Origin of the sequence: Finegoldia magna ATCC 53516 (genome assembly GCF_000159695.1) — a bacterium.
GTDB lineage: Bacteria > Bacillota > Clostridia > Tissierellales > Peptoniphilaceae > Finegoldia > Finegoldia magna_F.
The window spans coordinates 1,387,185-1,412,967 of record NZ_CM000955.1 but is presented as its reverse complement, the minus strand read 5'-3'; the positions used below and the strand labels follow the sequence as shown (position 1 = coordinate 1,412,967).

Here is a 25,783-nt window from a genome sequence, read left to right as displayed (position 1 = left end):
ATTTTTGAAGTTTATTACTTATTCTTTCAGTTTGATTTAATTTTTAAATCACAAAACTAATAATACATCAATGTATTATAAATACACCATATTTTTTATGCATCTTATAAAATCTTTTTTTGCAAGGCAAACTCCAAAACTGTAATTACTCAGTTTGTTCTGAATTTTCTTTTATCAAAAATGGTTTTTGAGGATCTTTAGTATCTAGCATTTTTGTATTTATACTTTTAGTACTAATTTCTTTTAAAATCTTTGAAATATTATTTGATTTCTTTTCTGAGTCATTTAAATTTCCAAAAAAGACTTTTATTTCATTTTTTGTAACCATTGTTATATCATTCGAATTTACCACATTAATCTCAGTTAATTGTTCCAAAATTTTGTGTGTATAAAGGTTATTCAAAAATTCATGAAATTTTTCGTCCGATTTTAAATTACTAATTTTTGACAGATTTTCATTTGCTCCAACAATTTTAACAATTTTTGAATAGTCTATTCTATCTTTGTTCCTTACAATTTTAAAATCCGAATCTACGAAAAATTTATCTTTTCCAACTTCAAAATAACAAATATCCTTTGCCTCTTCCACTGTTATTTCAATAGTATTTGGATAAATTTTCTTGATATTTGCATTTCTAATATAAATATCTTTATTAATCTTTTCCTGTAATTTTTTCTTATTAAATCTAAAAATATTTTCTCCTAATGAGTAATTAGCATAATTTTGTATTTCAGATATTTTTACTATTTTATTGTTTTTAACTGTGATTTTTTTTATTGAAAAATAGTCAAGTGTAGCACATAAATACGCTATGAGTCCAATCAGTAGCGATATTGCCACAATAATTACTACTCTATGCTTTTTCATCTTGTTCTACCAATCTGTAAAGTTCATCTACAATATCTTTACAAGCAGTTGGATAAGACATTTTCTTCGAGTTTTCTGAAAGTTCTTGTAACAATTTATCATCACTTAGTATTTCATTTATTTGGTAAAATAGGGTATTAGCATTCACGTCTTTTTCCAATATAACCTTACTTGCTCCTATTTTTTCAAATGCTCTTGCGTTGTGTTCTTGATGATTTTCTGTTGTATATGCTTTTGGAACAAGTATTGACGCTTTACCCAAGAAGGATAGTTCAGCTAGTGTTATAGCCCCACTACTTGTAACGATCAAATCAGACACAGAATAAGCTTTATCTATGTCATCTATATATGGATAGATGTGTAAATTTCTAATTTCATTTCCTGATTTTTGTATAAACTCATCGTAATTTAATTTACCTGTAGCCAATATTACTTCAAATTTATCTTGATTAGAAATTTTATCGACCATATCAAGTGTTGCTTTGTTTAATATTTCAGAACCATTTGATCCGCCAAATATGAATACAACTTTTTTATTATCCGATATTTTGTATTGTTCAATTGCTGCGTCTTTATTTTTTTCAATATCAGTAAATCTATTCCTGATTGGATTGCCCGTTACCACTGCTTTTTCTTGATTTTTAAAGTATTTAATAGATTCTTCAAATGTTACAAAATATCTGTCTACATATCTTGATAGTATCCTATTAGTTACTCCAGGGAAGCTATTTTGTTCGTGAAAAGCTACCTTTGCTTTAGTTTTAGTAGCTTTATATAAAATTGGACCACTCACATATCCACCAGTTCCAATAACAAGATCTGGTTTGAATTCTTTAAGAATTTTATTTGCTTCTTTTAATCCTTTAAATAATTCTTTTAAAGCTTTAAATGAATTCGCATTGATTTTTCTAGGAATTCCTCTAACATGTATAGTTTTAAAATCTATTCCCAATTTTGGAACAATGCTACTTTCTAATCCTTTTTCAGTTCCTACATAAAGTATTTTATTGTTTTCATCTCTTTTTTTTAATTCTTCAATTAATGAAATGGCTGGATATATATGTCCACCAGTTCCGCCGCCAGATACTATTATATTCATTGTCTCTCCTCTTCATTGTTTCTGTCTACATTTAAAATTATTCCTACTAATGCCAACATAATCATCAACGATGTTCCACCGTAAGATATAAACGGTAACGTCAATCCTGTTGGAGGAATTAATCCTGTAACCACTGTCATATTAACATAAGCTTGTATCCCTATCACGAAAAGTATTCCAGAAACTAATAATCTTGAATAAGTATATTTCGTTTTCATCGCGATTCTAATTCCAAAAACTAGGAAGGCAAAGTAAGCAATAATTAAAATCAAAGCTCCCAAAAATCCAAATTCTTCACAAATAATCGCAAAGATAAAATCGTTGTGTGCTTGTGATAAATACAAAAATTTCTGTTTACTCATGCCCAATCCGCTGCCCAGAAAACTACCGTTAGATACAGCAGCTAACGATTGGGATAATTGCCATCCCTGATCTTCTAAATTTCCCAACGGATCAATAAAAGCTATAATCCTGTCAATTCTACTGTATCCTATTTTTACTTTAAATATCGCCACGTATCCAAATACAAGCGCAGTTATAAATGTAGATATAATGTATCTAATATTTAAACCACTAACCATGAATACGCAAAATACACTTCCTATGATTACTATTGCAGTTGACAAATCAGGTTGCATAAATACAACCCCTCCCGATATCGCAACTAATATAATCATCCTCATAAATCCTTCTTTGAAGTTTTTAATTTTATTGATGTTTTGCGATACAATAACTGCTGCTAAGTTAATCGATGCAAATTTAAGAATATCCGATGGCATAAAGCTAAACGATTTAATCTTGATCCAACGTTTTGCGTAATTTATTTCTTTTCCCAACGGTGTGAAGACCAACATACACAATAAAATCGCGAAAATATATATCCATAATGCATTTTTTTTGTAATTTTCATTATTAAATACACTTGTAAATTTCATGAAAATAAAACCTAGCAAGGCAAAAATCCCTTGTCTTAGGCCATAATAATACCAAGCTCTATGCTCACTAACTGCGGTTGGCCAACTTGAGCTTAGTACCATAATTATTCCAAAAATTGTCAGGAAAATTGTTATATACAAGATACCTTTCCCATCTTTTGAAAGTTTCATGCTTCTATCCTCGCAAATTATTAACTAATTCTTTAAATTCGTTTCCTCTTTCTTCATAGTTATTGTACATTCCCCAACTTGCACTAGCAGGAGAAAGTAATACCACATCTCCACTTTCGGCTATTTTATTAGCTTGAGTTACGGCTTGTTTCATATCATCTACTAAAAATATATTTCCAAATCCATATTCTCTTGCTTTTTTCTCAAACAAATCTCTAGTTTGACCCATTAAAATCAACGCTTTAAATTTGTCCTTACCAGCTATGAAAAAATTATCCAAGCTTACTTTTTTGTCGTATCCACCAGCTAATATAATAACATTCTTATCAAAAGATTCTATTGCTTTTACACTAGCATCTACATTAGTTCCCTTAGAATCGTTGTAGTATTTTACTCCCGATAATTCTCTTACAAATTCTAGTCTATGTTCTACACCAGAAAAACTCATTAAAGTTTGTCTGATACTATCATCATTAATACCTATCAACTTTGCTAAAGTAACACAGAATAGAACATTTTGATAATTATGATAGCCTATTAATTTAACATCTTTTAAGTCAATTATTTTGTTGCAATCTGAATCAGAAAAATATATTGAATCGTCTTTGATGAATGAACCTTTTTTAACATCAGTTGAAGTCGATACATCATATACGTTTGATTTTGTAAATTTTTTGCATTCTTCGTAGTATTCATCATCAACATTAAGTACCGTGTAACAATTTTCGTCTTGATTTTTTAATACATTTTTTTTAGCGTTTACATAATTTTGCATACTTCCGTGCCAATCAATATGATCTGGAGTTATATTGATTATGCAAGAATATTGTGGTTTAAAATTTTTCGTGCTTTCTAGTTGGAAGCTTGAACATTCAATAACAAAATAAGTGTCCTTGTCGCTGTTGTAGATTTCCCATAACATTCCAACACCAATATTCCCTATTGAAATAGCTTTTCTTCCGGAATCATTCAACATTTTAGTCATTAACGAAGTTGTAGTTGTTTTGCCATTCGTACCAGTAATAGCAACAATTTTAATATCTTCAAAAATTCTTTGTGCCAATTCCAAATCACTAACAACTTCGATATTTAATTCATTCGCCTTTAATATCACTGGATTATCCATTCTAATACCAGGACTTTTTAAAATAATATCGTATTTATCAATAGTATCTATAGTCTCTATTTTAACGTCTAATTCATTTAATATTTTTGTTTTTTCTTCGTCTATATTATCATCGATAGCTCCCAAATCATATCCTTTTAATTTTAATGTTTTTAGAGCTGATATTCCTGTTCTAGCTAATCCAAATACTAATATTTTTTCCATAATTCACCTACAATATATCTATTAGAGTAATTAAACTTGTAATCACTGATACAACCATAAAAGTTGATACTATTTTTTGTTCTTTATAGCCTTTTAATTCATAATGATGATGAATAGGGCTCATCAAAAATACTCTTTTTTTGTTTCTCAATTTGTAGCTAGTCATTTGAATTATTACAGATAATACTTCAATCATGTACACAAATCCTAAAATGATTAAGTACAAACTTAAGCCGTACATAGCCATAATCATAACCAAAGCGCCACCTATAGCCATCGAACCTGTATCACCCATAAAAACTTTGGCTGGATTTGAATTGTACACCAAAAATCCCAAAAGGCTACCTGCAAATATAATACTGAATATACTAGCTGTTGAATTTAAGTTATATAAAATAATACTTGTAGCAATAAACACAGGAATTGATACAGAAGTTGCAAGTCCGTCTAATCCATCAGTAAGATTAGTAGCATTAGATGTTCCCATCATTACGAAAATCAAGAATGGATAAGTTATTATTCCAAAATCTACTGTTTTATGGAAGAAAGGAATAACTTGTTTTGTGAAATTCGGATTTACTTGTTTAATCAAAAAACAAGCTATGATGGAAAACAAAAGTTGTAACACAAGTTTTTGTTTTTCATTTAATCCCAATGAACGCTTCATCACTAATTTCATGAAGTCATCTATAAAGCCAATTGCTCCAAATGCAAGCATTCCATATATCGCCAACAAAACTTCACTATTAAATAATCTAAATACAATCACAGTAATCAACGTAGATATTATAAATATAATACCTCCCATAGTTGGCGTTCCAGCTTTCGAATAGTGTGATTTCGGGCCGTCATCTCTGATTTCTTGACCAATATGTTTTTGTCTTAAAATCTTGATTATAAACTTTCCTAATATCAATGAAATTACAATTGATAATAACATCGACATTAAAATTTCACTTTTAAAATTCATATTTATCTCCTTAAATAATGAACACAAATTATGTCCAATTTTATACCTCATAAGTATTTATTATACCACACGAAAAAATTATTCTTCAGTATTTTTCTCTTGTTCAGTATAAATTTTAATGTAAGATTTTGGATCCATCAATTTGTTTTCTTCAGGATCAGTTTTTACTACTTTACCTTTTTTACCATTTTTGATTTCGATATTTTTAATACCGTATTTTTCTAAAGTATCTACAGCATCTTCAACTGTGAATCCTACTATTTCAGGAATTCTAATCATTGAGTCCTCAACACTTCCTGTTGTAAGTTCAATTATATCTCCCTTATTCACTTTAGAATATGCAGCTGTTTCTTGAGATTTTACAATTGAATTTGAATTCGAATTTGAATTTGTAACCTTAGACTTTAATCCCAACGAATTTAATTTATCAACCGCTAACTTCAATGTAAGCCCTTCTAATTCTGGAACAGTAACCTTATCTGAATCGTCAGCATCCAGTCTAGTTTTATTTATTCTCTTATACTCGATAATTCTAGAAAAAATCTTTCCTGCAGAAGGTGCGCATACAGCACTTCCGCCGTTTTTTCTTTGAGGCTCATCTACAACGATTAGAACTGTGTATTCTGGGTGATCTGTTGGAAAAGATCCAAAAAATGATGCAGTTGTTTTACTGTCAGTGTATTTGCCGTCTTCGATTTTTATACTTGTTCCCGTTTTACCACCGATTCCAAATCCTTGAATTGCAGCTTTTTTACCACTTCCGTCATCAACAACTCCCTGCAACATTTTATTAATTTGCTTTGAAGATTGTGCTGAAATAATTTGTCTTTTTACTTTTGGTTGAACTTTTTCTATCTTTTTTGTATCCTTTGAAACAAATTCCTTTGCAACATGTGGTCCTATCAACATTCCACCGTTTACTATTGAGTTTAAAGCAGTTATCATTTGAATCGGCGTTGCTGAAATACCGTGACCATAAGAAAGCGTAGCAAGTCTTGCTGCGTCGATGTCTTTAACGCTCTTTGGAGCTATTCCCAATTCTTCAGCCGGTAAATCAATATCTGTTTTTTGATTAAAACCAAATCCATTTACGTATTTTTGCATATTTGCTTTTCCCAAATCTCTACCAATATTTACATATGCAATATTGCAAGAATTGTTGAAAGCTTCTTGAAATGTTTCGTCACCATGAGGATTCCAATATCTTTCACATCTTATGACAACGCCTGGAATATCTCTAATAAATCCATTACAGAAATAATGTGATTCTTGTGTTGCTGTGTGCTCTTCAGTTGCAGCTGCACTAGTTATAGTTTTAAATACACTTCCAGGCTCATAAGTCCATGAAGTTGCTTTGTTTTCCCACATATTAAAATAAAATTTACTGATTTTATCTTCATCATTCTCTTTTTTCAAATCATTTAATTCATTTATTTGATCTTTTAAAAGCGGAGTTTTAGGATCATTGGGATTAAAATTAGGGAAAGATCCCATACCCAAAACATCTCCATTATTTGGATTCATAACGATTATCGTCGCAGATTTTGGTTTAAAATTATTTTCTATGTCTTTTAAACTATCTTCTACAAAGCCTTGGATAGTACTATCTATAGTTGTTTTTAAATCATATCCGTTTTCCGGATTAATAATCACAGAACTATCATCTGATAAATCAATCGATCGATTAACTGAACTGTTCAGAATTCTTTTTCCTGGTTTACCTTTTAATTTAGCATTATAAAAGCTCTCCAATCCGACAACTCCATCATTATTTACATTTGTAAATCCTAAAACTTGAGCTAACATTTCTTTATTTGGATAATATCTCTTTTTCTCAGAAACGATGCTAATAAATTTCTGATTACTTATAGGTAGTTTTTTTATGTTTTCTATTTCTGTTTTCGATAATGAAGGTTTAACTAGAACTGTTTTCTTTTTATCTAAAACTTTTCTTAATTCTTCAGGTTTCATGCTTAAAGTTTTTCCTAACGAATCAATTAAGTTTGATTTCGATTGATCGTTTAAATAAGTAGCATTTACATACAAATTATTAGATACCACATTATCTGCCAATGTCTCACCATTTGTATCTAATATTTTTCCTCTTTCAGCATCAATATTAATAGTATTGGTGCTTTGTTTTGCTGAAAGTTTTCGATATTTATCTCCAGCAGGGGTCAATTGTAAATAAATCAGTTTACCAACTATTAACAATACAATAATTGTCAATATACAAAATAAAACTACAATACGAGAATTGTAGTTTTTATTGAAATTTTTATTGATTTTTTCTTTGCTTAAATTGCGCCTTCTCATTATTTTTCCTCTAATTTTAAGTACATAATTTGAGCATTTTCGGGAAATTGCATACCCAAATTATTTTTTGCTATTTCTTCAATATTTTTATTAGTTAATTTACTCTCTATATTAGATTTTATCACATCTCGGTTGCCTTCTGTAAGCATTACTTGATTTTTTACTTCTTTTAATTCACTGGACATGCTTTGAATCTTAGAATAACGATTCATCACCAAAATGGATAAACAAATAACCACGCATATCATTACTTTATTAAAAGTAGAAAAAAGATTTGTTCTCCTACTAGGTCTATTTAATTTTTTTGTTTGTTCAATTTTTTTGACTTCAAATTCTTTTTTTTCTACATACTGTGGAAAAACTTCAATTTTTCTTTGTGCATTACCCATTTTTGTCTCCATTTATTAATCAAATCATATAATTATCAAATAATCTTTTCAGCTACTCTTAACTTTGCACTTCGAGCCCTAGAATTTTGTTTTAATTCTTCTGTTGAAGGCTCTATCGGCTTTCTAGTAATAATCTTAATTTCAGGCTTATGATTGCAAACACATACCGGAATTTCTGGAGGACATATACAACCTTTTTGTCTTTGTTTGAAAATATCTTTGCAAATTTTATCCTCCAAAGAATGAAACGTTATTATACAAATTCTACCTTCAGGATTCAATAAATCTATGCAATCTCCAACTGCTTGTTCTAAAACGTCTAATTCTTTATTAACTTCAATTCTAATTGCTTGAAAAGTTTTCTTTGCACTGTGGCCTTTTTGATTCATTCTTACTTTTTTAGGAATCGCTTTTTCAATAACTTCCACTAATTCAAAAGTAGTATTAATAGGTTTGACTTCTCTTTCATTGCATATAAATTCAGCAATTCTTTTAGCCCATTTTTCTTCTGAATATTTGAAAATAATATTTTCTAAATCTTCTTGTGAATACGTGTTGACGATATCCTTGGCAGTAATTGGATTAGTTTGATCCATTCTCATATCCAAAACCGCATCATGCATATAAGAAAAACCTCTACTATCTTCATCGATTTGATAAGAACTAACACCTATATCCATTAATATTCCATCAACTTTTTCAATTCCTATATTTTGTAAATCACTTTTAATATTTTTAAAATTATCCTTTATAAAGATAACCTTATCTCCATATTCTTTTAAGCGTTCTTTCGCCACTGTTAATGCGTCTTCATCTTGATCAAAGCAAATTAGCTTACCATTCCCAATTCTTTTTGCAATTTCTCTGGAATGTCCAGCGCCTCCAACAGTGCAATCCACATAAATTTTACCGTCTCTAATATTTAAATTTTCGATGCATTCATTTAATAAAATTGGCACATGCTTGAATTCCATAATTCACCTACAAATCAAGATCATTTAAATCATCAGCTAAATCGTCATAGTTTAGTGAAGAGTCATTAGAGTATTGTTCCCATTTTTCTTTATCCCATATTTCGATACGATTGGATACTCCAATAATGGCAACTTCTTTTTTGATATCTGCATAGTTTCTCAAGGATTGTGGAATCAAAAACCTTCCTTGTTTATCAATTTCCTGGTTACTAGCACCAGCGAAAAACACCCTTGAAAACGCTCTTGCTTGTCTTCTAGTTAATGACAATTTATTAAGCTTTTCAGTCATTTGAATAAAAGCAGATACAGGATATACGAAAAGACATTCATCCATACCTTTTGTAATGTAGAATTCTTCTCCTATTTCATCTCTAAACTTTGAGGGCATAATAACGCGACCTTTTGAGTCAATATTATGAAAATATTCGTTAATAAACATTTTTCCCTCCACTTTGTTCCACTTTCATTCCACTACATTAATAATATCTTTTATATATGATGCTTTCAATGTTTTTATACGTTCTGAATATACGTTCTTATTGATATTTACTTAAATTTAAATATATGTTAAAATACTCTACGTAATAAAAATTAAAGAGGATGAATATGAGAAAGAAATTTGGAATTTTTTTAATGACGATAGGTATTCTGCTTTTTGCTTTATATTTCGCAGCCAGATTAATACCTACCTATTATAGTGAAAATGATATAAGTAAAGATATATCATCCACAGAAATGGAACAAAACAACAAAAAGGAATTCAAAAACGACTTTGACGCCGTAAACTCCATTAGCACAACTACATCATTGTTTAATTTTACAGCAATAAGCGGAGAAAATGTTATTGGACAAATTATTATCCCTGATTATAATTTGAGTTTACCTATTCATCGTGGAGTAACTGACGAGCACTTATTAAGTGGTGCAGCCACAATGAAAGAAAATCAAAAAATGGGAGAAAAAAATTACACACTAACAGGTCACTACATGAAAAGAAACGGCTCTTTGTTTAGTAAAGTGTATGATTTAACTAAAGGTACTAAAGTTTACATTACAGATAAGAAGAACATCTACGAATATGAAATCGTAGATAGAAAAGTCACTGACTCTTATGCATTTTATATGCTAGAAGACGATAGAATTGAAAATTATGATAATAAACCTATTCTTTCTTTAATGACATGTGATATGCCAAATGATCCTAATAACAGAGTATTCCAAATAGGAAAACTTGTTAGATCTTTTAAATACGACAAAAATTATTTCAAACAAAATTAGAACAAAAATTTAGACCACAGATGAACTTCAAAATTCTTCTGTGGTCTTTGCATATAAAAAACTCTCCTCACAACCGTGAAGAGATTCTGTTACGCTTCTTAAATATCTAAAATTTTACCATTTTTAGGAAAATCGTATATTACATCTTTTCTTTCAATGATTATTTTGGTTTTTTCATTTATTTTTTCGTTTGCTCTGATAAGTTCAAATAGCTCTTTTGTAGGATTAATCGCTGTTGGTTTTCCCATCATATTAATCATAGAAAAATCACCAGAAGTATCACCGTAGCAGTATGAATTATCGACATCAATATCATAACGTTGAACAATTTCATCAATTACAGCCTTTTTACTATTTTTATCCCACATTGGCACCACTTCTCCAGTGTACATTCCCGATTTTTTCAAATACAAGGATGCTCTGTATTCTGTTACGCCATAACTCTCAGCCATTTCTTTTACCAAAAAGTCCGGGCTTCCTGAAATAAAAAATATCAGATGATTATTTTCTTTGTGAAATTCTATCATCTCACGGGTATATCTGTAAACTTTCTCTTTAACTTGGCTGATTACTTGATTGGATATAAATTCATTAAACTCACTGCTAAAGCCTTTGAGTTTGTACTTATACACATCAACCAATTGATTGAGATACTCATCATAGTCGATTTTTCTTTTTTCGTATTTTTGGTATGCTGGATAAACTTTTTCGTAGTATAATTTTTGATCTATTATTTCAAAATTAACTAATTTTTTGAAATGCTCAATCATCAGTGAATCTCTGGCTATTGTTCCATCAATATCAAAAAACGCGCCTATTTTCATTGTTTGGTACTCCTAGATTCTTCAACTAATCTGTCAAATTTTTCAATTATATTACGAAATTCTAAGCTTTTTTTCTTTTGAGGAATAGGATTTACGATATCCAAAATCAAAGAATACGCTAAGCAAATTACAGCCGATGCAAATGTAAAAGTAAACATCATTAACAATGTAAGTCCAAATCTATTTAAAATTGACAACATCGACATTACAAAAAGAACAGCTGATAAAATAAAAATAGCAGTTGTGAATATATATTTTTTTTGTTTATTGTGTAATTTATTATGTAAAAAATGCACTATAATCATTAGTATAGCTACAAATATGAAAAACAAAAAAGTAAAACCTTTGTATTTCCATACTACAGATAAAATTGATTTCATGTTAATCCTCCTTTTTTTATTATATCATATATATTGAACTTTTAAGATAATTTAATTTTCTAAAATAAAAAAATCCGAGTCAATCTCGGATTAGATGGTGCGCCTTCAGGGACTCGAACCCTGGGCCCACTGATTAAGAGTCAGTTGCTCTACCAACTGAGCTAAAAGCGCATATTAAATTTTAAAAAAGTGGTGCGCCTTCAGGGACTCGAACCCTGGGCCCACTGATTAAGAGTCAGTTGCTCTACCAACTGAGCTAAAGGCGCATATCTTTACCACAACAATAATATTATACACTATTTTAAGAATTTGTAAAGAGTTTTAAATGTTTTTAAAATTCAATTTATTGAAATAATCTAAAAAGAAGTAGATAATTTTCTGGATTATCCACTTCTTAGTTCCGATTAATTTTATTGTCTTAGGTTAGTAATAAATGATGATGGAATTTTGTCGTTGTTTTGAAATTCTTTTTTCCACATTTCGGCATAATTTCCTATTGCCCATTCACTCATTATAATTGAATCATCTTTCGTAATTGGAATACTTCCTATTAATTTATTATCATTAGAATAATCGTAAATTAATATTTCGTCTGTCGTTTGAACTATTAATATTCTCTTATCAGGAGAAGAATAAGCATCTATAGCACTACTTTTTAAATTTTTAATAGATTGCCAATTCATGGATAATTCATCTGGTGATAAATTCAAATGCGATACGATATTTAGAATTACATTTTTCAACTTAACTTCGTTATTTTCTTTGAATGTATATTGTGTTTGATAATTCAATTTACCAGAATTTCTTACAATTCCAATATTTTTGTAATCTTCATTCTTATCGTTCGTAGTAATTTCAGAATTAGAATCTGTTGATTCTTCTGCAATGGAATTCTTCAATACATTTACAGCTTCTTTTCCTCCGATTTGATCTATATTCAATTCGTTATTATTACTCATTTTATCAATGTCATATATAGAATAATCTTCGAATTGATCTTTTATTCTCATAATTGAAATATATTCTGGCCCAAGGTATGTTATTTCTGCAGATGAGTCAAATTCCAATTTTTTATTTTCCTTAGAATTATCGCCTGAATAAACTGGCTTAGCTAAAAATTGCTCTACATAGTTATTATCAAACTCATTCTTTTTGTATTCCATAATCCAGAATCCATTTTTTCTAGGGAAAAACAATGCCGATGTTTGATAAATTTGTGCCCTGTTTTTCTTATCAATATCCAATAAAATTGTCCTATAAGAAATATCTGTTTTTTCATTTCTTACAACTTTATTTTTGATTCCAATTAGAAGAGCAATATTTTCTTTATCTTTTAAATTATTGCCTTTATTCTCATAATATTTACTTTCATACGTCGACTGGTAATTTTCAATAAAAGTTCTGCTAACTTTGTTTTCAGTTTTTTTCATGTAATAAAGTACACCGTTGTATGGAAGTATTATATTGTTTTTATCCATTACAACAACATCTTGATAAAACTTGCTACCATCGGAAATTGTAATTACCTTTTTTTTATCTTTCGAAAATTTCTTACTTATATTTTCGTCGCTTGTTTTTTTACTTAGATAATTTTGCAAACTTACAAATTTAGACGAAAATTTGGGATTTATAGTGAATCTTTTTCCGAAAACAACTATAGATTCATCGACATAAAGTTTACCTATTTCATCTGAAGCTTTTGATTTTGAATCAGAAAAACTTTCTTTCTTATCAATTTGCCACACACCTGCTGCGACCAATAAATTATTTTCAGGAACTTTGATATTTTCAACTGCAGATTGTTCTTTGTTTCTGAACATTATGAAAACAATCAGCAAAATTAAAACTATCGCACCTACCAATATACTAGTTGTCTTTTTCATTTTCATCATCTCCTAATGGCAATGTAAACGAAACTGTAGTTCCTTCATCTAATTTAGATTTAATCATCAATTCTCCTTTGTGAAGTTTTACTATTTCTTCACAAATAGAAAGCCCCAAACCTACATGTGAATTAGAATTGGATCCTTTGTAGAATTTACCAGTTACAAGTTCTATTTCTTCAAATGAAATTCCAATTCCCGTATCTATTATGGAAATTTCTGCAAATTTCTCAGTTTTTTCAATATTAATAATTATCGTTCCCTTTTCTGAGGTAAATTTTATAGCATTATCTAAAATATTAATGAAAACTTGCTTGATTCTATCTTCGTCAAATGTAGCGATGAGTTCTGGACTTTCATAATTCAATATCAAATCAATTCCTTTTGAACGAACTTTAGGGAGCAATTGGTTTTTGATGCGTTCTGCTAATTCAATTAAGTTTTGTTTTCTTTTTACGATTGAAATTCTTCCAGAAGTAAATCTTGAAAAATCAAGTAACTCCTCAACCATATTTGTAAGTCTGTCGCATTCGCTATCAATTATGTCTATGCCCATAGTTGTTGTTTCTAAATCTGACGGATCGTATTTTAAAGTTTGCGCCCACCCTTTTATAGATGTTAATGGTGTTCTCAATTCATGTGAAACACTTGAAATAAATTCGTTTTTCAATTGTTCTTTCTTGTTAATATTGTCCGTCAATAAATTCAAAGTCATTCCAAGTCTTCCAATTTCATCTGTGTCATTTTCTTTTGCTCTTACTTCCATATCACCTTTAGCCATTTTTTCGGCAGTTTTAGCAAGACTATTTATCGGTTTAATTATGCTTTTAGTCAAAATTTTACTCAATAAAATACTGAATAATATTACCAAAAACCCGAACAAAGCAAAAGATACGGACTTCACTCTTATTGCCCTGTCTACTTCTTTTAAACTTGAAATGTATCTTAAAACCCCGACTTGTTTTCCTCTGGATTCAAGTGGAACAGAAACAGAAATAATATTTGAATCAGAATAACTAACTTTTCCTGTGTATCTTCCACTCTGACCATTTATTGCACTTATTACATCTGATGTTTCTATTTTTTCTCCCAAATTAGGACTTGCAATTGAGTCAAATACAACAACTTGATTATTGTCTAAAATTTGCACTTGGCAGTCAGTTTGTCTGTAAAACTGGTTTTTGTCTTCGGCAATTACTTCATCTAATTCATAATCTGCCATATACGAGCTGTACAAATTTGTCGAATATCTTATTTCGTTGTTCAAAACGCCTTCCATTGTAGAATAATAATAAAACTTAGTAGCATAAATAGAAAATATAACAAGTATTATCGCGGTAATACTTGTTAAAAATACAAAGGAATACATTATTTTGTTTTTAATACTCATTATTTTTTATTTTCCCATCTGTAACCAACTCCCCAAACCGTTACAATATATTTTGGATGAGTTGAATCTTCTTCAATTTTGCTTCTCAATCTTCTCATATTGACATCAACAATTTTAGCATCACCTATAAAATCTTCACCCCATGCTTTATCCATCAATTCATCTCTAGTAATTGCTTTTCCAGGATTTTGCATCAAAAGCTTTATTATGTTAAGTTCTGTTGGAGTCAATGTAATTTCTTTTCCATTTTTATAAAAAGTTCTCGAATACATATCAAGTTTGAATGTTTCATCTTCAATAATTTGACTATTATTTTGTTTTTGCGGACTTCTTCTCAAAACGGATTTTATTCTAAGTATCAATTCACGTGGATTAAATGGTTTTGTCAAATAATCGTCTGCTCCTCTTTCAAGACCTTCAATTTTATCGTTATCTTGAGTTTTTGCAGTCAACATTATAATAACAATATTCGGGAATTTATTTCTTAAAATTTTGCAAACTTCAAATCCGTCAATTCCAGGAAGCATTATGTCTAAAACAGCAACGTCTGGTTTGTTTAGTTCTGCTAGTTCTACTCCTTTTTCTCCAGACTCAGCTTCCAAAATTTCAAAGCCTTCTCTTGCTAAATTTATTTTTGTAAATTGTCTTATATTATCTTCATCTTCTACTAAAAGAACTTTAATACTCATATCACACCTCATGTATTATTATAACCCATAATTTAGCTAATTCAATTGATTTAAATAATTGTTAAGAAAAACTTCAACCTCTTGTTCACAATTTTGGTCGTAAATTTTTTCAATGATATATCCCTTTCTCAAATTCACAAGAACCATTTTAATATTTTTATTGTATTTTTTATTCAAAACATAAGAATAAAACTTCAATTGCATGTGATATTTTTCGTACAAGTATTCTTGTGATTGTGAACTTATTTTATAATCATAAACTTTTATTTCTTCATCACAGAATTCCACTCTGTCCATAAATCCTGATATCATTAGATTTTCGTACAGCAAATTAAAATCCATTTCATTTTTATAATTTGAAAAATCTGTTATCAATTGATTAAAGTTTTTAGTTGCGACATTGAAAATTTTCTTCTCATCTTTATTTAAGAAATCTACTTCCTTAATACATGGAGAATTTACTCCGTCAGATAATTTCGCATACATGTGAACCAGATTACCAAGCAATATATAATTTATTGAAGATTGTTGCAGATTGCTATCGAAAACTTCTTCATTAGAATTCAAAATACTCGTAATACCAATTGGAGTGAGTTTTTTAATTTCTACTTTTTTCGGCTCTATTTTGTCGAATTTTGTGTCTAATGTCTCTATTATAAAAGGTTTCTCATTTAATTCCAAAAATCTAATACTTCCTCGTTGTTGCAAGTCTTCAATGTATGGACTTATTTGTTTAAAATGTCCTGATTTTTTCGAATTCGAAAATGATAACTCTTTTTTCGCACGTGTGAATGCCGTGTAGTACACGTTGTCAACTTCGTAATCTTCCTCTTCTTCTATTAATTTCTTAACTTTTTTCATTCTGAATTTTGAAAAAGGAAAATCTAGCACGAATTGCATTTGAATGTTTTCGTTGTCTATAAATAATAGAAATTTATCTTTATTAATAGATGGTTTTGACAAATTATCCACTATAACCTTATCAAAACCCAACCCCTTTGATTTATGAATAGTCATAAGTTTTACCAAATCACTGTGTTCATCTTCAAAAGACATTTGATATAAGTTAGTATTATTTTCAAAATAATCTACAAAGTCTTCTATATTATAGTTGTTGGAATCAAATTGCTTAGCAATTTCCAAAAATTTAATCACATTTGCTTTTGCTTGAAGTTCGCTAAACAAACCTAAGTAATCAATCTGTTCAATATAATTAGATATAGAGTCGTAAATAGTATATTTTGTAAGATTTTCCGTAAATTCCTCTGCTTGTTTATCAATTATTTTCATTATTGATTGATATTTTTCTGTTTGATTCAATATTTCATTGTAATCCACATCATAAACATTAGATAATATTCCGACTTTGCTTATTTCATCGTCATATCTTGCGTATTTTATGAACTGAATCAGATTTAATATTTCTCTGCATTCTTCCAGTCCTTGTTTGTCGAAAATATAATAAGGAATATTTCTGTTATTCAAACTTTTTTCGTATTCCGAGAAATCATTCTTAGTTCTAGCTAAGATTGCAGTGTCTTTAAAATTATTTTCATTAATGCATGAAACCAAAATATCTGTAGAATCATCTTTTGTTTTTGCATCCTTATTGTTGAGTTTAAATTCATCTCTACCGATTACATCTCCAATTTCATTAACTGCGACTAAACTATCGTATCGGTCCTTCATTTTATTGGAATAAATGTAATTAATAGGCTCCATTATATTTGGATGAGTTCTATGATTTTCATAAAAAGTGATGTCTTTCCCGCCACTTTTTCTTATATCTTCCCTAGTTTTCTCAAATACTTTGATGTTCGCTCCTCTAAAACTATATATAGCTTGTTTAGGGTCTCCAACTACAAAAAGATTGTTCCTATCCAAATCCTCTTTATCACTGCATAACATATAAAAAATATCTCTTTGTAGATTTGATGTATCTTGATATTCATCTATCATAAAATATTTGTATTTTTCTTTACAAGATTTTAAAATATTTTCATTTCCCAGAGCTTTTTTGCACATTATTTCAATATCATTAAAATCTAAGAAGCTTTTTTCATTCTTTTTTATTGAATATTCTCTGCTAATTTCTATCAAAATATCGAAAAATCCTTCATATAAATCTACATATTGTTTTTCTTTATTGGAAAGTATAGCGTCAACTCTTTTATTTATTTCATCAATTATTTCTTGAACATTTTCTTTCTTGCTCTCTCCAAGATTTTCAAAACTTTCTAACAAAAATCTAGTATATTCTGTAATTTCCAAATTTTGTTTATCATCATGCAAAAATTTATATAGTCTACTATTTTTCGTAAGTCCTTTGATATTATCTGATTCTTCTCTTAGATCAAATAGATAACTTTTTATTCCGATAATGTCTTCATCGTCAATATTTCTAAGATTAGTTAGTTGAAGAATTGTTTCTCTTTTAATAACTTCAAATTCGATGTTATTCGTCCTTAATTTATTGAAAGAATCTCTGATAATTTTAAGAGTATCTGTATATGAAATATCTAACACATTGCCAAGTTTCTTGATAAAATCAATTCTATTTTCTAGGATTTTATCAAAAATTTCATTAATCATTTTGTTAGCTTGATCGTCTTCTATGATTTGAAAGCTAGGATCTATGGATAAATAGTACGAATTATCCGATACTATTTTTTTGCAAAAAGATGAAATGGTGGATACATTTATGTCGTCAACTAGTCTCGGATTGTTTAATTTTTGAATAATTCTATCCTTCATTTCATCAGCAGCTTTGTTGGTAAAAGTTATGCACACGATACTTTTGATATCAATACCATTTTCGTACATATATCTAAATCTTTCAGAAACCACCTCTGTTTTACCAGTTCCTGCACCTGCATTTACACACACGTTTTTATCTATAGTAGAATAAGCTAATTTTTGATTGTCGCTGAATTTAATCATTACTAGCTTCTCCTCCTGTGTTTTTTAACTTGCAAATTTTATTATAATCACAATATTTACAAGAATTTTCATCACTTGCTTTTACAAATAATCTTTTACTTCTAATATTTTCTCTGAACTCTTTCACTTTTTGTATCATAATCTCATTCAACTGATCCTTAGAAACATTTTGAAGATATTCATATTCTTCATTATCTTTAATGCTCTTGTATTTGCAACTTACAACATCGCCGTACGAAGAATATATTGCAAATTGAAATCCTTTGTTTTTGTCCAAATCTTTTGCTTTTCTAAAACTATTTTTCGATAATTTATAGTCTATTAATCTAATCTTACCTGCATCTGTTCTATCAACTCTGTCAATTCGTCCAATAAATTTAGTGTTTTCATCCAAGCTGACAATAAAATCTTCTTCTAATTTATATGGATAAAACTTTTCAGATTCGTTTTTCATATTGTAAATGTCAGATATGACAAAATCCTTGAGTTTGTTCAAATATTTTTCATAATCAAATTCATTTTCCTTAATATCCGTGTTTAATCCGAACTTTTCAAATGAATTTTTTAGCAATTCATCCAGACTTGAAACATCTAACTCACATTTGCCATATATCGCATCTCTTATTTTGGAAATATTGATTCCATAAAATTCTTCCAATGTGTTATGCAAAATAGTCCCGATATCCAATTGTCTAGACTTTATTTGTGGTTTAAGTTTCAAATAATATCTAAAATAGAACTTCATTGGACATTCAAAATATGTTTCTAGTTGCGTTGAAGATAATTCTTTCTTCAATATATATTGTGTTGTTTTGTCATCCACTTCAAAATCAAAAATATTCTTTGAAGATATTCTGTTTTCTATTCTATTCAAATGTTGTTTTAGAGAATACTTTTCATAAGCTGACACACTGTGAAGTTGTTTAGTGTCAATTTTTTTGATATTTTTCGTGTTAATTTTCCTTATTTTTTGATTTGATTTTACGTTTTTATCCAAAATCAACCTTGATTTGATGCTGCTTTCTGTGTTGTAAGACAGATATATTTTTTTATTCGCTCTTTTTATAGCATCAATGAATCTATCAATATTTCTCTTTCTATTTTCTCCGTCTGATAAAATATCAACTCCTCTTTTTTGTAGAAATTCTATATTTTCTTCATTATTAAAGAAATCGTAATTAATTTTGCCTGGAATTACATCATCATTCATATTAACCATGTATAAAACATCGTAGTTTGAAAGTCTAATATCCGTAAGGGAGTAAATTCTAATTCCATCAACTAAATAATCTGTAGAATCAACCTTCAAGTTTTTTATCAAATCCATCAAATAAGAGTTAATATTTTTTGATTTTTTAACAAGTTCAGCATAAGTTTTATCCAAATCTTCAAGGATTATCAAAAGTTTTTCAGAAAACAAAGTAAATCCTGTATCATCACTTTCTTTCTTTTGAATTAATGTTATAAGATTAGACAAAACATTAGAATCTGTTTCTATAAATGATAAATAATACGATTTAATATCTTTTAGAATTTGCAAATTAGTTTCATAATTCACATTTACTTTTAATATTTTTTCTAAATCTTCCCAACTATCAAACTCAAAATCCGACAATATGTTTCTGAAAGTAACTTTATCCTTCAAATCAAATTCCAAAAAACAGCTATCCAATGTAGAGAAAATATATTGCTTTAAAGTTTTCGTATTATCAAGTAGATTAATTATATCTAAGAAAAATTTATAATCACGATATGAAATATAATCGTCTCCAAAAACTGGGATATCGTGTAGTTTCAATGAATTAAATATTTCCCTTTTTGAAGAATCTTTTTCTAAAAGAATTGCCATTTTGTTATAATCATAGGTGTATGAATCTTTTGATACTTCATCGATTAGTCTGTCTTTTTCTAAAATTTCATTGGTTAATTTAACTACCTTTTTTTCAATAAATTTATTTGGTTTTGATTTTTCATCATTTTGAATAGCATCAAATCCAATATCTTGCAATTGATTTACTAACTTACTTTTGTATTCATTATAATAATCCATGAAAACATAAACATTAACATCGTAATTTTTTAACTGTTTTATTACTTCCAATTCAATTGGTCGAAACTCACTAAATCCATGAATGTAAATATCCTTGTTTTTTTGAAGATTAAGATTTTTTGTGTTATAGGCATCAAATTTATCCAGAAGATTATATTGTTTCATAATGCTTTGGTATTTATCATACACTTTGCTCAAAATATTTAAGCTAACATTTTGACTAGAAATCTCTTCAAGTTCATCTATTTGTTTATTTGAATACTTACATGCAGATATAAATCTTTTGGATGAATTTATCATTCCATTAGAATTGAAGAATTTATTATCTTCAAACTCACCTTCATCGATAAGTTCTTGAATTGCTAATCTCAAAATTAGATCTGTCAAATATGTTGAAATATCTGAAGCATTCACTAAATCGTCAATAGTCCAAATCTTGACGTCGCATAGCACTGATTGTTCTTTTAAAAACTTATTTCTAATATTCTTAATTAGCTTTCTATTTGGCAAAATCAAAATAAAATCAGTATTACCATTTCTAATTTGATTTTTTAAGTAAGATATATTTTCATCAAAAAGCTTTGAAGAATTTGAATTAGTGTACACAATTCTCTTATTCATTGTAATCTCCTATGAATTCTTGTAAAATTGAGTTTTTAGGTACTATTGAATCGTCTTTTATTTCTATAAAATAATTCAAAATCGATTTTAACCTTTCAATCTCTGTAAAGTTTGGACCGTTTTTGTCATAATTTTCCACTAATTTCAAGACGTATTTTTTCAAAATATTAATTTCATAAATTAATGAGGAGTCTATTATACTGTCTGCTTCATTTTGATATGGAAAAACATTAATATATTCAGCCGCGTGAACTCTTGGCCACTCAGACAATGTATCGTCTACACTTTTATCTCTTTGAACGAAATCTCTTACCATTCTTCTCATAAGTCTCATATCTGTAGTTGATATTCTATTGTGACAATCAATACTTAGTTGTGTCAAGGCTGATACATAAATTTTGTATTTGTCCTTGTCTGGAACTAGACTTGTAAGTTTTGGATTAAGTCCATGAATTCCTTCCACAATTATAATTCCATTTTTGTCAAGTTTGGTGTAAGTATCGCCATATTCTCTTTCACCTGTAATGAAATTATAAATTGGCAAATTAACATAATCGCCTTCCAATAATCTCATTAAATCTCTGTTAAACGTTTTTAAATCAAGCGCATTAATCGATTCGTAATCCCTGTTGCCTTCTTCATCCAAAGGAGTGTCGACTCTATTTACAAAATAATTATCCATCGAAATAGGAATAGGATTTTTGCCTCTTACAGCTAATTGCACAGAAAGTCTTTCAGCCATTGTTGTTTTTCCTGAAGATGACGGTCCCGATATTTGAACTAATCTTGCATTGTTGTAAATAATTTTGTCAGCAATATATGAAATTTGATTTTCAAAATAAGCTTCATTTACGCTAACCAAAAAATCCATATTTCCATCCTGAATTTTTTCATTCAAGCTTCCCACATAACCAATATCCAACATTTCAGTCCATTTTTTTGATTTAGAAAATATTTTTGAGAGAGCTTTTTGTTCTTTAAATTCAGTAAATTCACCAGTTCTGCTAACACTCAATGCAACTCCTGGAAAATAATTGATAAGTTTGTAGTGTTTCAAAAATCTCGTAAATGGAGCTACAAATCCTTCTATACCAAAGTAATGATTGTGACATTTGTACAAATACACTTCATCCTTGTCTAAACTTTTTAGTAGTCTTGATTTTTGAATGTATCCTTCCTTTTCAAAAATATCAAAAGCTTCTTTTCTGGAAACTTTTACTCTTTCAATTCTAATATTTTGATTAATCAAATCATCCATTAGTTCTCTGATTTCTTCCAAATCTCTAAAATGAATTTCGTTGTTATTTTCGAATTCAAGATACATATAGTCCCCAATTGTATATTCAACTACCAATTGATCTTCGGGAAATTTTATTTTAAATGCCAATAGTAGCAGCAAAATTCCTGTTTTCATCAATGTGTCTTGTGAATAAATGTTGTTTTCATTTACAAACTCAATCGTATCTCCATCATCTACACTACTCATAATATCAACAAGTTTATTGTTTTTTAATGCAACAATACTATCTTCAAACCCAAATTGAATGCCATAATCATAAATCGTCTTATTTTCATATTCATATGTTTTATTCTTGTTAATTATCTTAATCATATTTACTCTCCAAATCGTTCAATATTTTCTCAAATAAATCATCCCTTTTGCTTTCAAAAACCATAGATTCATATTTTTGATATTTTTCCATTTTTTCTGGAAATATTAGCTTATACGAATGTAATAATTGAAAATTCAAATCGTACTTATTTTTGAAATATTTATTAACATCTCTGTTTCCATATTTAATATCGCCAATTATTGGGTGATTAATGTGTGACAAATGAGCTCTAATTTGATGAGTCCTGCCCGTCAATAAATCTACATTAACTAGCGAATATTTCCCGAAATTTTTCACATTCCATACTTTTGTCATGCTTTTCTTTCCACTAGAATTTATCACAGATTTGTTCTTATCGATATCTTTTTCTAGCGCCAAATCAATTGTTTGGTCTTTGAGGTTACCAACCACAATAGTTTCGTAAATCTTAGTAATTTCGTGTTTTTTGAATAAATCATTAAAATATTTCAAGCTATCATAAGTTTTTGCACCAACAACAATACCAGAAGTATTTCTATCCAATCTATTTACCAAAGCTGGTGTAAATGTGGAGTTTTGTGTTGGCGTAAACTGATTTGTTTTTATCAAATAACTTACCATCATATCCACTATGTTTTTCCCATAATCTTGAGGATTAGCCGCGTGTGATAATACTCCTGTTTTTTTATTAATCAATATCAAATCATCATCTTCATAGATTATATCCAAGTTAAAATCCTCAGCAGTGTATACCTTATTATCTTGATATTTTTCAATAACTTCATCGTACAAATAAATATTTACCACATCGTCTATTTTCAAATTGTAGTCAGGTTCTGTCCTTTTTTTATTAACTTTTACTTTTTTAGTTCTGATAAGTTTTTGGATATGATTTTTGCTCATTTTTGGCATCAATTTCATAATAAACCTATCTACTCTTTGGTTGCTATTTGAATTATCTATATTTATATGTCTCATTATTGCTCCTATTTGAAAAATTGTTAATAAATCATTATAATTTAATAAGGAAGGTGAAAAATGAAAAATTTTATTGATACAATAGTAGACTTTATTTATAAATTTGCAAAGCTTTTATTATTATTGCTCATTCTAGTAGTTACGACATTGTATGTTTACAAAACAATTGATTCAATGTTTTCCAAAAACTATACAAGTTCTCAAACCTACTCAAAAGATTTAAAAATCCAACAAGTTACTGAAGAAGTTAAAGACATTGAAATCACAATTCCACCTGAAGCGAAAGACTTAGATGTGTCAAAGATATTAATCAGTGGAAACATAATTACGAATGAACAAGAATTCTTAGATTACTTAAAACAAAACAATGTTACTGCTTTTAAGGATGGCAATTACAAATTAAATAAAAATATGACTACAGAAGAAATAGTAAACCAAATAAAGAAATAATTAATATCCCTTATTGACATAAGAATCGATAAGGGATTTTTTCTTTATTGGTTCAAAAACATTATTTGCTATCAAATGTTGTTTGATATTTTCATTTATTGTGTGAAAAATCATCTTTTCATAATCTTTGAGTACAATTTCAAAAAGATTATCCCTCATTCTGTAGGACAAAATGTCTATGTAATATGCTTCAACATTCTTGTATTCTATTAATTCCAAAATCTTTAAAATTGTATTATCTTTTTCTAAGTAATAGTTTCTGCATTTATTTAAAGATGCAATATACTTCTTAGGTTTTTTGTTTTTGTATTTGTTAGCTATTGTATTGTATTCCTTAGCTTTTAAATTATAATACTGATAATTAAAAACCCCCTCGTTTACTGTTTTAATATCAGTAAAAGGTCTTAGATTAAAACTATTAATCAATACGTTGTTTCTTGAAATAAATTCCTGTTTTGTTATTTTATCCTCATCTAACAAATCAATCAATTCATTTCTTTTTTTTACATAAAAATCTACATTTCTTTTCATAATTTTCCTCTAACTAAATTATAATTCATATCTCACACTTTTCAAAATTTGCAAATAAAAAAACGGTAAAATATTTTGAAAATTATTTTACCGCTAATATTCTTATTCTATTATTGAAATATCATGATTTATAATTGAGTAAAATTCGTCTTGAATTTTTTGAATATCTCTGTTGTGTTTTCCCATAACATACATCATTTTACACACAACTGATTCTAATGTCATATCTTTGGATTCCAATACATCTAACTTTTCTCTGATTCTCATACCAACTTGGTATACTCCAATATCTGAGCCTTCTTGTGGAACTTGAGTTGTCATTACAATAATTTTATTAGTTGAGTATCGATCCATTAATCTTAGAAATTCTTCAGATATTCCTACAGGCATTCCACCCACTCCATAACTTTCTACGATAATACAGTCGTATTTTTCGAAAATATCTTCTAATATATCTGCTCTCATTGATGGAATTAATTTCAACAAATATACGCTGTCATCTAGTTTGTCGTAAAATTCTACAGTATTATCTGATTTATCATCAATGTATCTTAAAACTTTTCCATCGTGAATTATTGCAATCAGTGGATAATTAATAGAATCGAATGCATCAAAACTTTTTGTTCTAACTTTTCTAGCTCTGTTTCCACAAATAACTTTTCCATTGAACACTATATTGACACCGTGTGATTTTTCTTTACTAGCAAATATCAATGCGTCTATTAAATTATTCTTTGCATCTGTAATATCATTTGAAATTGATTTTTGAGCACCTGTTATTACAATTGGTTTCGGACTTTTTTGAATTAAATACCCTAACGCAGATGCGGTATAAGCCAAAGTATCTGTACCGTGTGTTATTACAAACCCATCGTATTTATTGTAATTTTCTTTTATAGTTTGTTTGATATGTAGCCAATGCTTTGGTTTTATGTCTGTTGAATCAATACTGAACAAACTTATTGTATCCAATTCAAAATCAAATTTCTTAAATTTTACATATTCTAATATATCTTTTGCTTGAAGACCTGGTGCTAATCCTTTATCTGTAGCAACGGAAGCTATAGTTCCTCCAGTTGTAATTAATAGTAATTTTTTCATACACCCCTCCTAGAAATAGTATAA

The 25,783-nt window shown here is 28.6% G+C and carries 22 protein-coding genes and 2 tRNA genes; 2 read left to right on the top strand and 22 right to left on the bottom strand.

Annotated features, from left to right (window positions below):
• Positions 1 to 145: 145 nt before the first annotated feature.
• The 9 genes from HMPREF0391_RS06780 to mraZ form a co-directional block, all read right to left on the bottom strand.
• Positions 146 to 868: a cell division protein FtsQ/DivIB gene (locus HMPREF0391_RS06780; RefSeq protein ID WP_002836225.1), complete on the bottom strand. Its 723-nt coding sequence runs from the start codon at positions 866 to 868 to the stop codon at positions 146 to 148.
• Positions 855 to 1,967 carry an undecaprenyldiphospho-muramoylpentapeptide beta-N-acetylglucosaminyltransferase gene (murG, locus tag HMPREF0391_RS06775; RefSeq protein WP_002836224.1) on the bottom strand — a complete coding sequence of 371 codons (1,113 nt, stop codon included), beginning with the start codon at positions 1,965 to 1,967 and terminating at the stop codon, positions 855 to 857. Before murG ends, HMPREF0391_RS06780 begins: the two co-directional genes overlap by 14 nt.
• Positions 1,964 to 3,073: an FtsW/RodA/SpoVE family cell cycle protein gene (locus tag HMPREF0391_RS06770; RefSeq protein WP_002836223.1), complete on the bottom strand. Its 1,110-nt coding sequence runs from the start codon at positions 3,071 to 3,073 to the stop codon at positions 1,964 to 1,966. Before HMPREF0391_RS06770 ends, murG begins: the two co-directional genes overlap by 4 nt.
• A gap of 4 nt (positions 3,074 to 3,077) precedes the next feature.
• Complete coding sequence (gene murD / locus HMPREF0391_RS06765) at positions 3,078 to 4,403, bottom strand: UDP-N-acetylmuramoyl-L-alanine--D-glutamate ligase (RefSeq protein ID WP_002836222.1); 1,326 nt, start codon at positions 4,401 to 4,403, stop codon at positions 3,078 to 3,080.
• Between the two features lie 7 nt (positions 4,404 to 4,410).
• Positions 4,411 to 5,373, bottom strand: a complete 963-nt coding sequence (mraY, locus tag HMPREF0391_RS06760; protein WP_002836221.1) for a phospho-N-acetylmuramoyl-pentapeptide-transferase — start codon at positions 5,371 to 5,373, stop codon at positions 4,411 to 4,413.
• Between the two features lie 78 nt (positions 5,374 to 5,451).
• Positions 5,452 to 7,689 carry a penicillin-binding transpeptidase domain-containing protein gene (locus HMPREF0391_RS06755; RefSeq protein WP_002836220.1) on the bottom strand — a complete coding sequence of 746 codons (2,238 nt, stop codon included), beginning with the start codon at positions 7,687 to 7,689 and terminating at the stop codon, positions 5,452 to 5,454.
• A complete protein-coding gene (locus HMPREF0391_RS06750) occupies positions 7,689 to 8,078 on the bottom strand; it encodes a hypothetical protein (protein ID WP_035109460.1) in 390 nt (129 codons plus the stop codon). The genes HMPREF0391_RS06755 and HMPREF0391_RS06750 overlap by 1 nt, the downstream gene beginning before the upstream one ends.
• A gap of 35 nt (positions 8,079 to 8,113) precedes the next feature.
• Positions 8,114 to 9,052 (bottom strand): 16S rRNA (cytosine(1402)-N(4))-methyltransferase RsmH, encoded by a 939-nt coding sequence (gene rsmH / locus HMPREF0391_RS06745; protein ID WP_002836218.1) that lies wholly within the window; start codon positions 9,050 to 9,052, stop codon positions 8,114 to 8,116.
• 7 nt (positions 9,053 to 9,059) lie between these two features.
• Complete coding sequence (gene mraZ, locus HMPREF0391_RS06740) at positions 9,060 to 9,491, bottom strand: division/cell wall cluster transcriptional repressor MraZ (protein ID WP_035109458.1); 432 nt, start codon at positions 9,489 to 9,491, stop codon at positions 9,060 to 9,062.
• Positions 9,492 to 9,658: 167 nt separating this feature from the next.
• Between mraZ and HMPREF0391_RS06735 the strand changes: the two genes are divergently transcribed.
• Positions 9,659 to 10,330, top strand: coding sequence for a class A sortase (locus HMPREF0391_RS06735; RefSeq protein WP_002836216.1), 672 nt, complete (start codon positions 9,659 to 9,661; stop codon positions 10,328 to 10,330).
• A 98-nt stretch (positions 10,331 to 10,428) separates the two neighbouring features.
• Here HMPREF0391_RS06735 and HMPREF0391_RS06730 read toward each other — a convergent pair whose 3' ends face one another.
• From HMPREF0391_RS06730 to HMPREF0391_RS06680, 11 genes are all read right to left on the bottom strand, one after another.
• Complete coding sequence (locus tag HMPREF0391_RS06730) at positions 10,429 to 11,154, bottom strand: HAD family hydrolase (protein ID WP_002836215.1); 726 nt, start codon at positions 11,152 to 11,154, stop codon at positions 10,429 to 10,431.
• A complete protein-coding gene (locus HMPREF0391_RS06725; protein WP_002836214.1) occupies positions 11,151 to 11,534 on the bottom strand; it encodes a hypothetical protein in 384 nt (127 codons plus the stop codon). The genes HMPREF0391_RS06730 and HMPREF0391_RS06725 overlap by 4 nt, the downstream gene beginning before the upstream one ends.
• A 95-nt stretch (positions 11,535 to 11,629) precedes the next feature.
• A tRNA-Lys gene (locus HMPREF0391_RS06720) sits at positions 11,630 to 11,705 on the bottom strand.
• Positions 11,706 to 11,724: 19 nt separating this feature from the next.
• Positions 11,725 to 11,800, bottom strand: a tRNA-Lys gene (locus HMPREF0391_RS06715).
• A gap of 144 nt (positions 11,801 to 11,944) precedes the next feature.
• A complete protein-coding gene (locus tag HMPREF0391_RS06710) occupies positions 11,945 to 13,417 on the bottom strand; it encodes a hypothetical protein (protein WP_035109455.1) in 1,473 nt (490 codons plus the stop codon).
• Positions 13,401 to 14,807: a sensor histidine kinase gene (locus tag HMPREF0391_RS06705; RefSeq protein WP_002836212.1), complete on the bottom strand. Its 1,407-nt coding sequence runs from the start codon at positions 14,805 to 14,807 to the stop codon at positions 13,401 to 13,403. Before HMPREF0391_RS06705 ends, HMPREF0391_RS06710 begins: the two co-directional genes overlap by 17 nt.
• Positions 14,807 to 15,496 carry a response regulator transcription factor gene (locus tag HMPREF0391_RS06700; RefSeq protein WP_035109453.1) on the bottom strand — a complete coding sequence of 230 codons (690 nt, stop codon included), beginning with the start codon at positions 15,494 to 15,496 and terminating at the stop codon, positions 14,807 to 14,809. The genes HMPREF0391_RS06705 and HMPREF0391_RS06700 overlap by 1 nt, the downstream gene beginning before the upstream one ends.
• A gap of 36 nt (positions 15,497 to 15,532) precedes the next feature.
• The gene (locus tag HMPREF0391_RS06695) at positions 15,533 to 18,436 is read right to left on the bottom strand and encodes a UvrD-helicase domain-containing protein (protein ID WP_002836210.1); all 2,904 of its coding nucleotides are present in this window, start codon (positions 18,434 to 18,436) and stop codon (positions 15,533 to 15,535) included.
• Positions 18,429 to 21,107 (bottom strand): PD-(D/E)XK nuclease family protein, encoded by a 2,679-nt coding sequence (locus HMPREF0391_RS06690; protein WP_002836208.1) that lies wholly within the window; start codon positions 21,105 to 21,107, stop codon positions 18,429 to 18,431. The genes HMPREF0391_RS06695 and HMPREF0391_RS06690 overlap by 8 nt, the downstream gene beginning before the upstream one ends.
• Positions 21,100 to 22,719, bottom strand: a complete 1,620-nt coding sequence (locus HMPREF0391_RS06685; protein ID WP_002836207.1) for a nucleoside kinase — start codon at positions 22,717 to 22,719, stop codon at positions 21,100 to 21,102. Before HMPREF0391_RS06685 ends, HMPREF0391_RS06690 begins: the two co-directional genes overlap by 8 nt.
• Positions 22,712 to 23,677 (bottom strand): RluA family pseudouridine synthase, encoded by a 966-nt coding sequence (locus HMPREF0391_RS06680; RefSeq protein ID WP_002836206.1) that lies wholly within the window; start codon positions 23,675 to 23,677, stop codon positions 22,712 to 22,714. Before HMPREF0391_RS06680 ends, HMPREF0391_RS06685 begins: the two co-directional genes overlap by 8 nt.
• Before the next feature lie 60 nt (positions 23,678 to 23,737).
• Between HMPREF0391_RS06680 and HMPREF0391_RS06675 the strand changes: the two genes are divergently transcribed.
• The gene (locus HMPREF0391_RS06675; RefSeq protein ID WP_002836205.1) at positions 23,738 to 24,127 is read left to right on the top strand and encodes a hypothetical protein; all 390 of its coding nucleotides are present in this window, start codon (positions 23,738 to 23,740) and stop codon (positions 24,125 to 24,127) included.
• On the opposite strand, the gene HMPREF0391_RS06670 is transcribed toward HMPREF0391_RS06675, so the two are convergent.
• Positions 24,128 to 24,658, bottom strand: coding sequence for a DUF6648 family protein (locus HMPREF0391_RS06670; RefSeq protein ID WP_002836204.1), 531 nt, complete (start codon positions 24,656 to 24,658; stop codon positions 24,128 to 24,130).
• Between the two features lie 102 nt (positions 24,659 to 24,760).
• Complete coding sequence (locus HMPREF0391_RS06665; RefSeq protein WP_002836203.1) at positions 24,761 to 25,759, bottom strand: asparaginase; 999 nt, start codon at positions 25,757 to 25,759, stop codon at positions 24,761 to 24,763.
• Positions 25,760 to 25,783 lie beyond the last annotated feature (24 nt).

What these genes read in the sequence shown, in the direction of transcription:
- mraY (WP_002836221.1), bottom strand. Translation starts at nt 5,373, where the DNA reads ATGAATTTTAAAAGTGAAATTTTAATGTCGATGTTATTATCAATTGTA.
- HMPREF0391_RS06670 (WP_002836204.1), bottom strand. Translation starts at nt 24,658, where the DNA reads ATGAAAAGAAATGTAGATTTTTATGTAAAAAAAAGAAATGAATTGATT.
- murG (WP_002836224.1), bottom strand. Translation starts at nt 1,967, where the DNA reads ATGAATATAATAGTATCTGGCGGCGGAACTGGTGGACATATATATCCA.
- HMPREF0391_RS06780 (WP_002836225.1), bottom strand. Translation starts at nt 868, where the DNA reads ATGAAAAAGCATAGAGTAGTAATTATTGTGGCAATATCGCTACTGATT.
- HMPREF0391_RS06730 (WP_002836215.1), bottom strand. Translation starts at nt 11,154, where the DNA reads ATGAAAATAGGCGCGTTTTTTGATATTGATGGAACAATAGCCAGAGAT.
- rsmH (WP_002836218.1), bottom strand. Translation starts at nt 9,052, where the DNA reads ATGGAATTCAAGCATGTGCCAATTTTATTAAATGAATGCATCGAAAAT.
- HMPREF0391_RS06675 (WP_002836205.1), top strand. Translation starts at nt 23,738, where the DNA reads ATGAAAAATTTTATTGATACAATAGTAGACTTTATTTATAAATTTGCA.
- murD (WP_002836222.1), bottom strand. Translation starts at nt 4,403, where the DNA reads ATGGAAAAAATATTAGTATTTGGATTAGCTAGAACAGGAATATCAGCT.
- HMPREF0391_RS06750 (WP_035109460.1), bottom strand. Translation starts at nt 8,078, where the DNA reads ATGGGTAATGCACAAAGAAAAATTGAAGTTTTTCCACAGTATGTAGAA.
- HMPREF0391_RS06770 (WP_002836223.1), bottom strand. Translation starts at nt 3,073, where the DNA reads ATGAAACTTTCAAAAGATGGGAAAGGTATCTTGTATATAACAATTTTC.
- HMPREF0391_RS06710 (WP_035109455.1), bottom strand. Translation starts at nt 13,417, where the DNA reads ATGAAAAAGACAACTAGTATATTGGTAGGTGCGATAGTTTTAATTTTG.
- HMPREF0391_RS06755 (WP_002836220.1), bottom strand. Translation starts at nt 7,689, where the DNA reads ATGAGAAGGCGCAATTTAAGCAAAGAAAAAATCAATAAAAATTTCAAT.
- HMPREF0391_RS06705 (WP_002836212.1), bottom strand. Translation starts at nt 14,807, where the DNA reads ATGAGTATTAAAAACAAAATAATGTATTCCTTTGTATTTTTAACAAGT.
- mraZ (WP_035109458.1), bottom strand. Translation starts at nt 9,491, where the DNA reads ATGTTTATTAACGAATATTTTCATAATATTGACTCAAAAGGTCGCGTT.
- HMPREF0391_RS06685 (WP_002836207.1), bottom strand. Translation starts at nt 22,719, where the DNA reads ATGATTAAGATAATTAACAAGAATAAAACATATGAATATGAAAATAAG.
- HMPREF0391_RS06735 (WP_002836216.1), top strand. Translation starts at nt 9,659, where the DNA reads ATGAGAAAGAAATTTGGAATTTTTTTAATGACGATAGGTATTCTGCTT.
- HMPREF0391_RS06695 (WP_002836210.1), bottom strand. Translation starts at nt 18,436, where the DNA reads ATGATTAAATTCAGCGACAATCAAAAATTAGCTTATTCTACTATAGAT.
- HMPREF0391_RS06665 (WP_002836203.1), bottom strand. Translation starts at nt 25,759, where the DNA reads ATGAAAAAATTACTATTAATTACAACTGGAGGAACTATAGCTTCCGTT.
- HMPREF0391_RS06700 (WP_035109453.1), bottom strand. Translation starts at nt 15,496, where the DNA reads ATGAGTATTAAAGTTCTTTTAGTAGAAGATGAAGATAATATAAGACAA.
- HMPREF0391_RS06725 (WP_002836214.1), bottom strand. Translation starts at nt 11,534, where the DNA reads ATGAAATCAATTTTATCTGTAGTATGGAAATACAAAGGTTTTACTTTT.
- HMPREF0391_RS06680 (WP_002836206.1), bottom strand. Translation starts at nt 23,677, where the DNA reads ATGAGACATATAAATATAGATAATTCAAATAGCAACCAAAGAGTAGAT.
- HMPREF0391_RS06690 (WP_002836208.1), bottom strand. Translation starts at nt 21,107, where the DNA reads ATGAATAAGAGAATTGTGTACACTAATTCAAATTCTTCAAAGCTTTTT.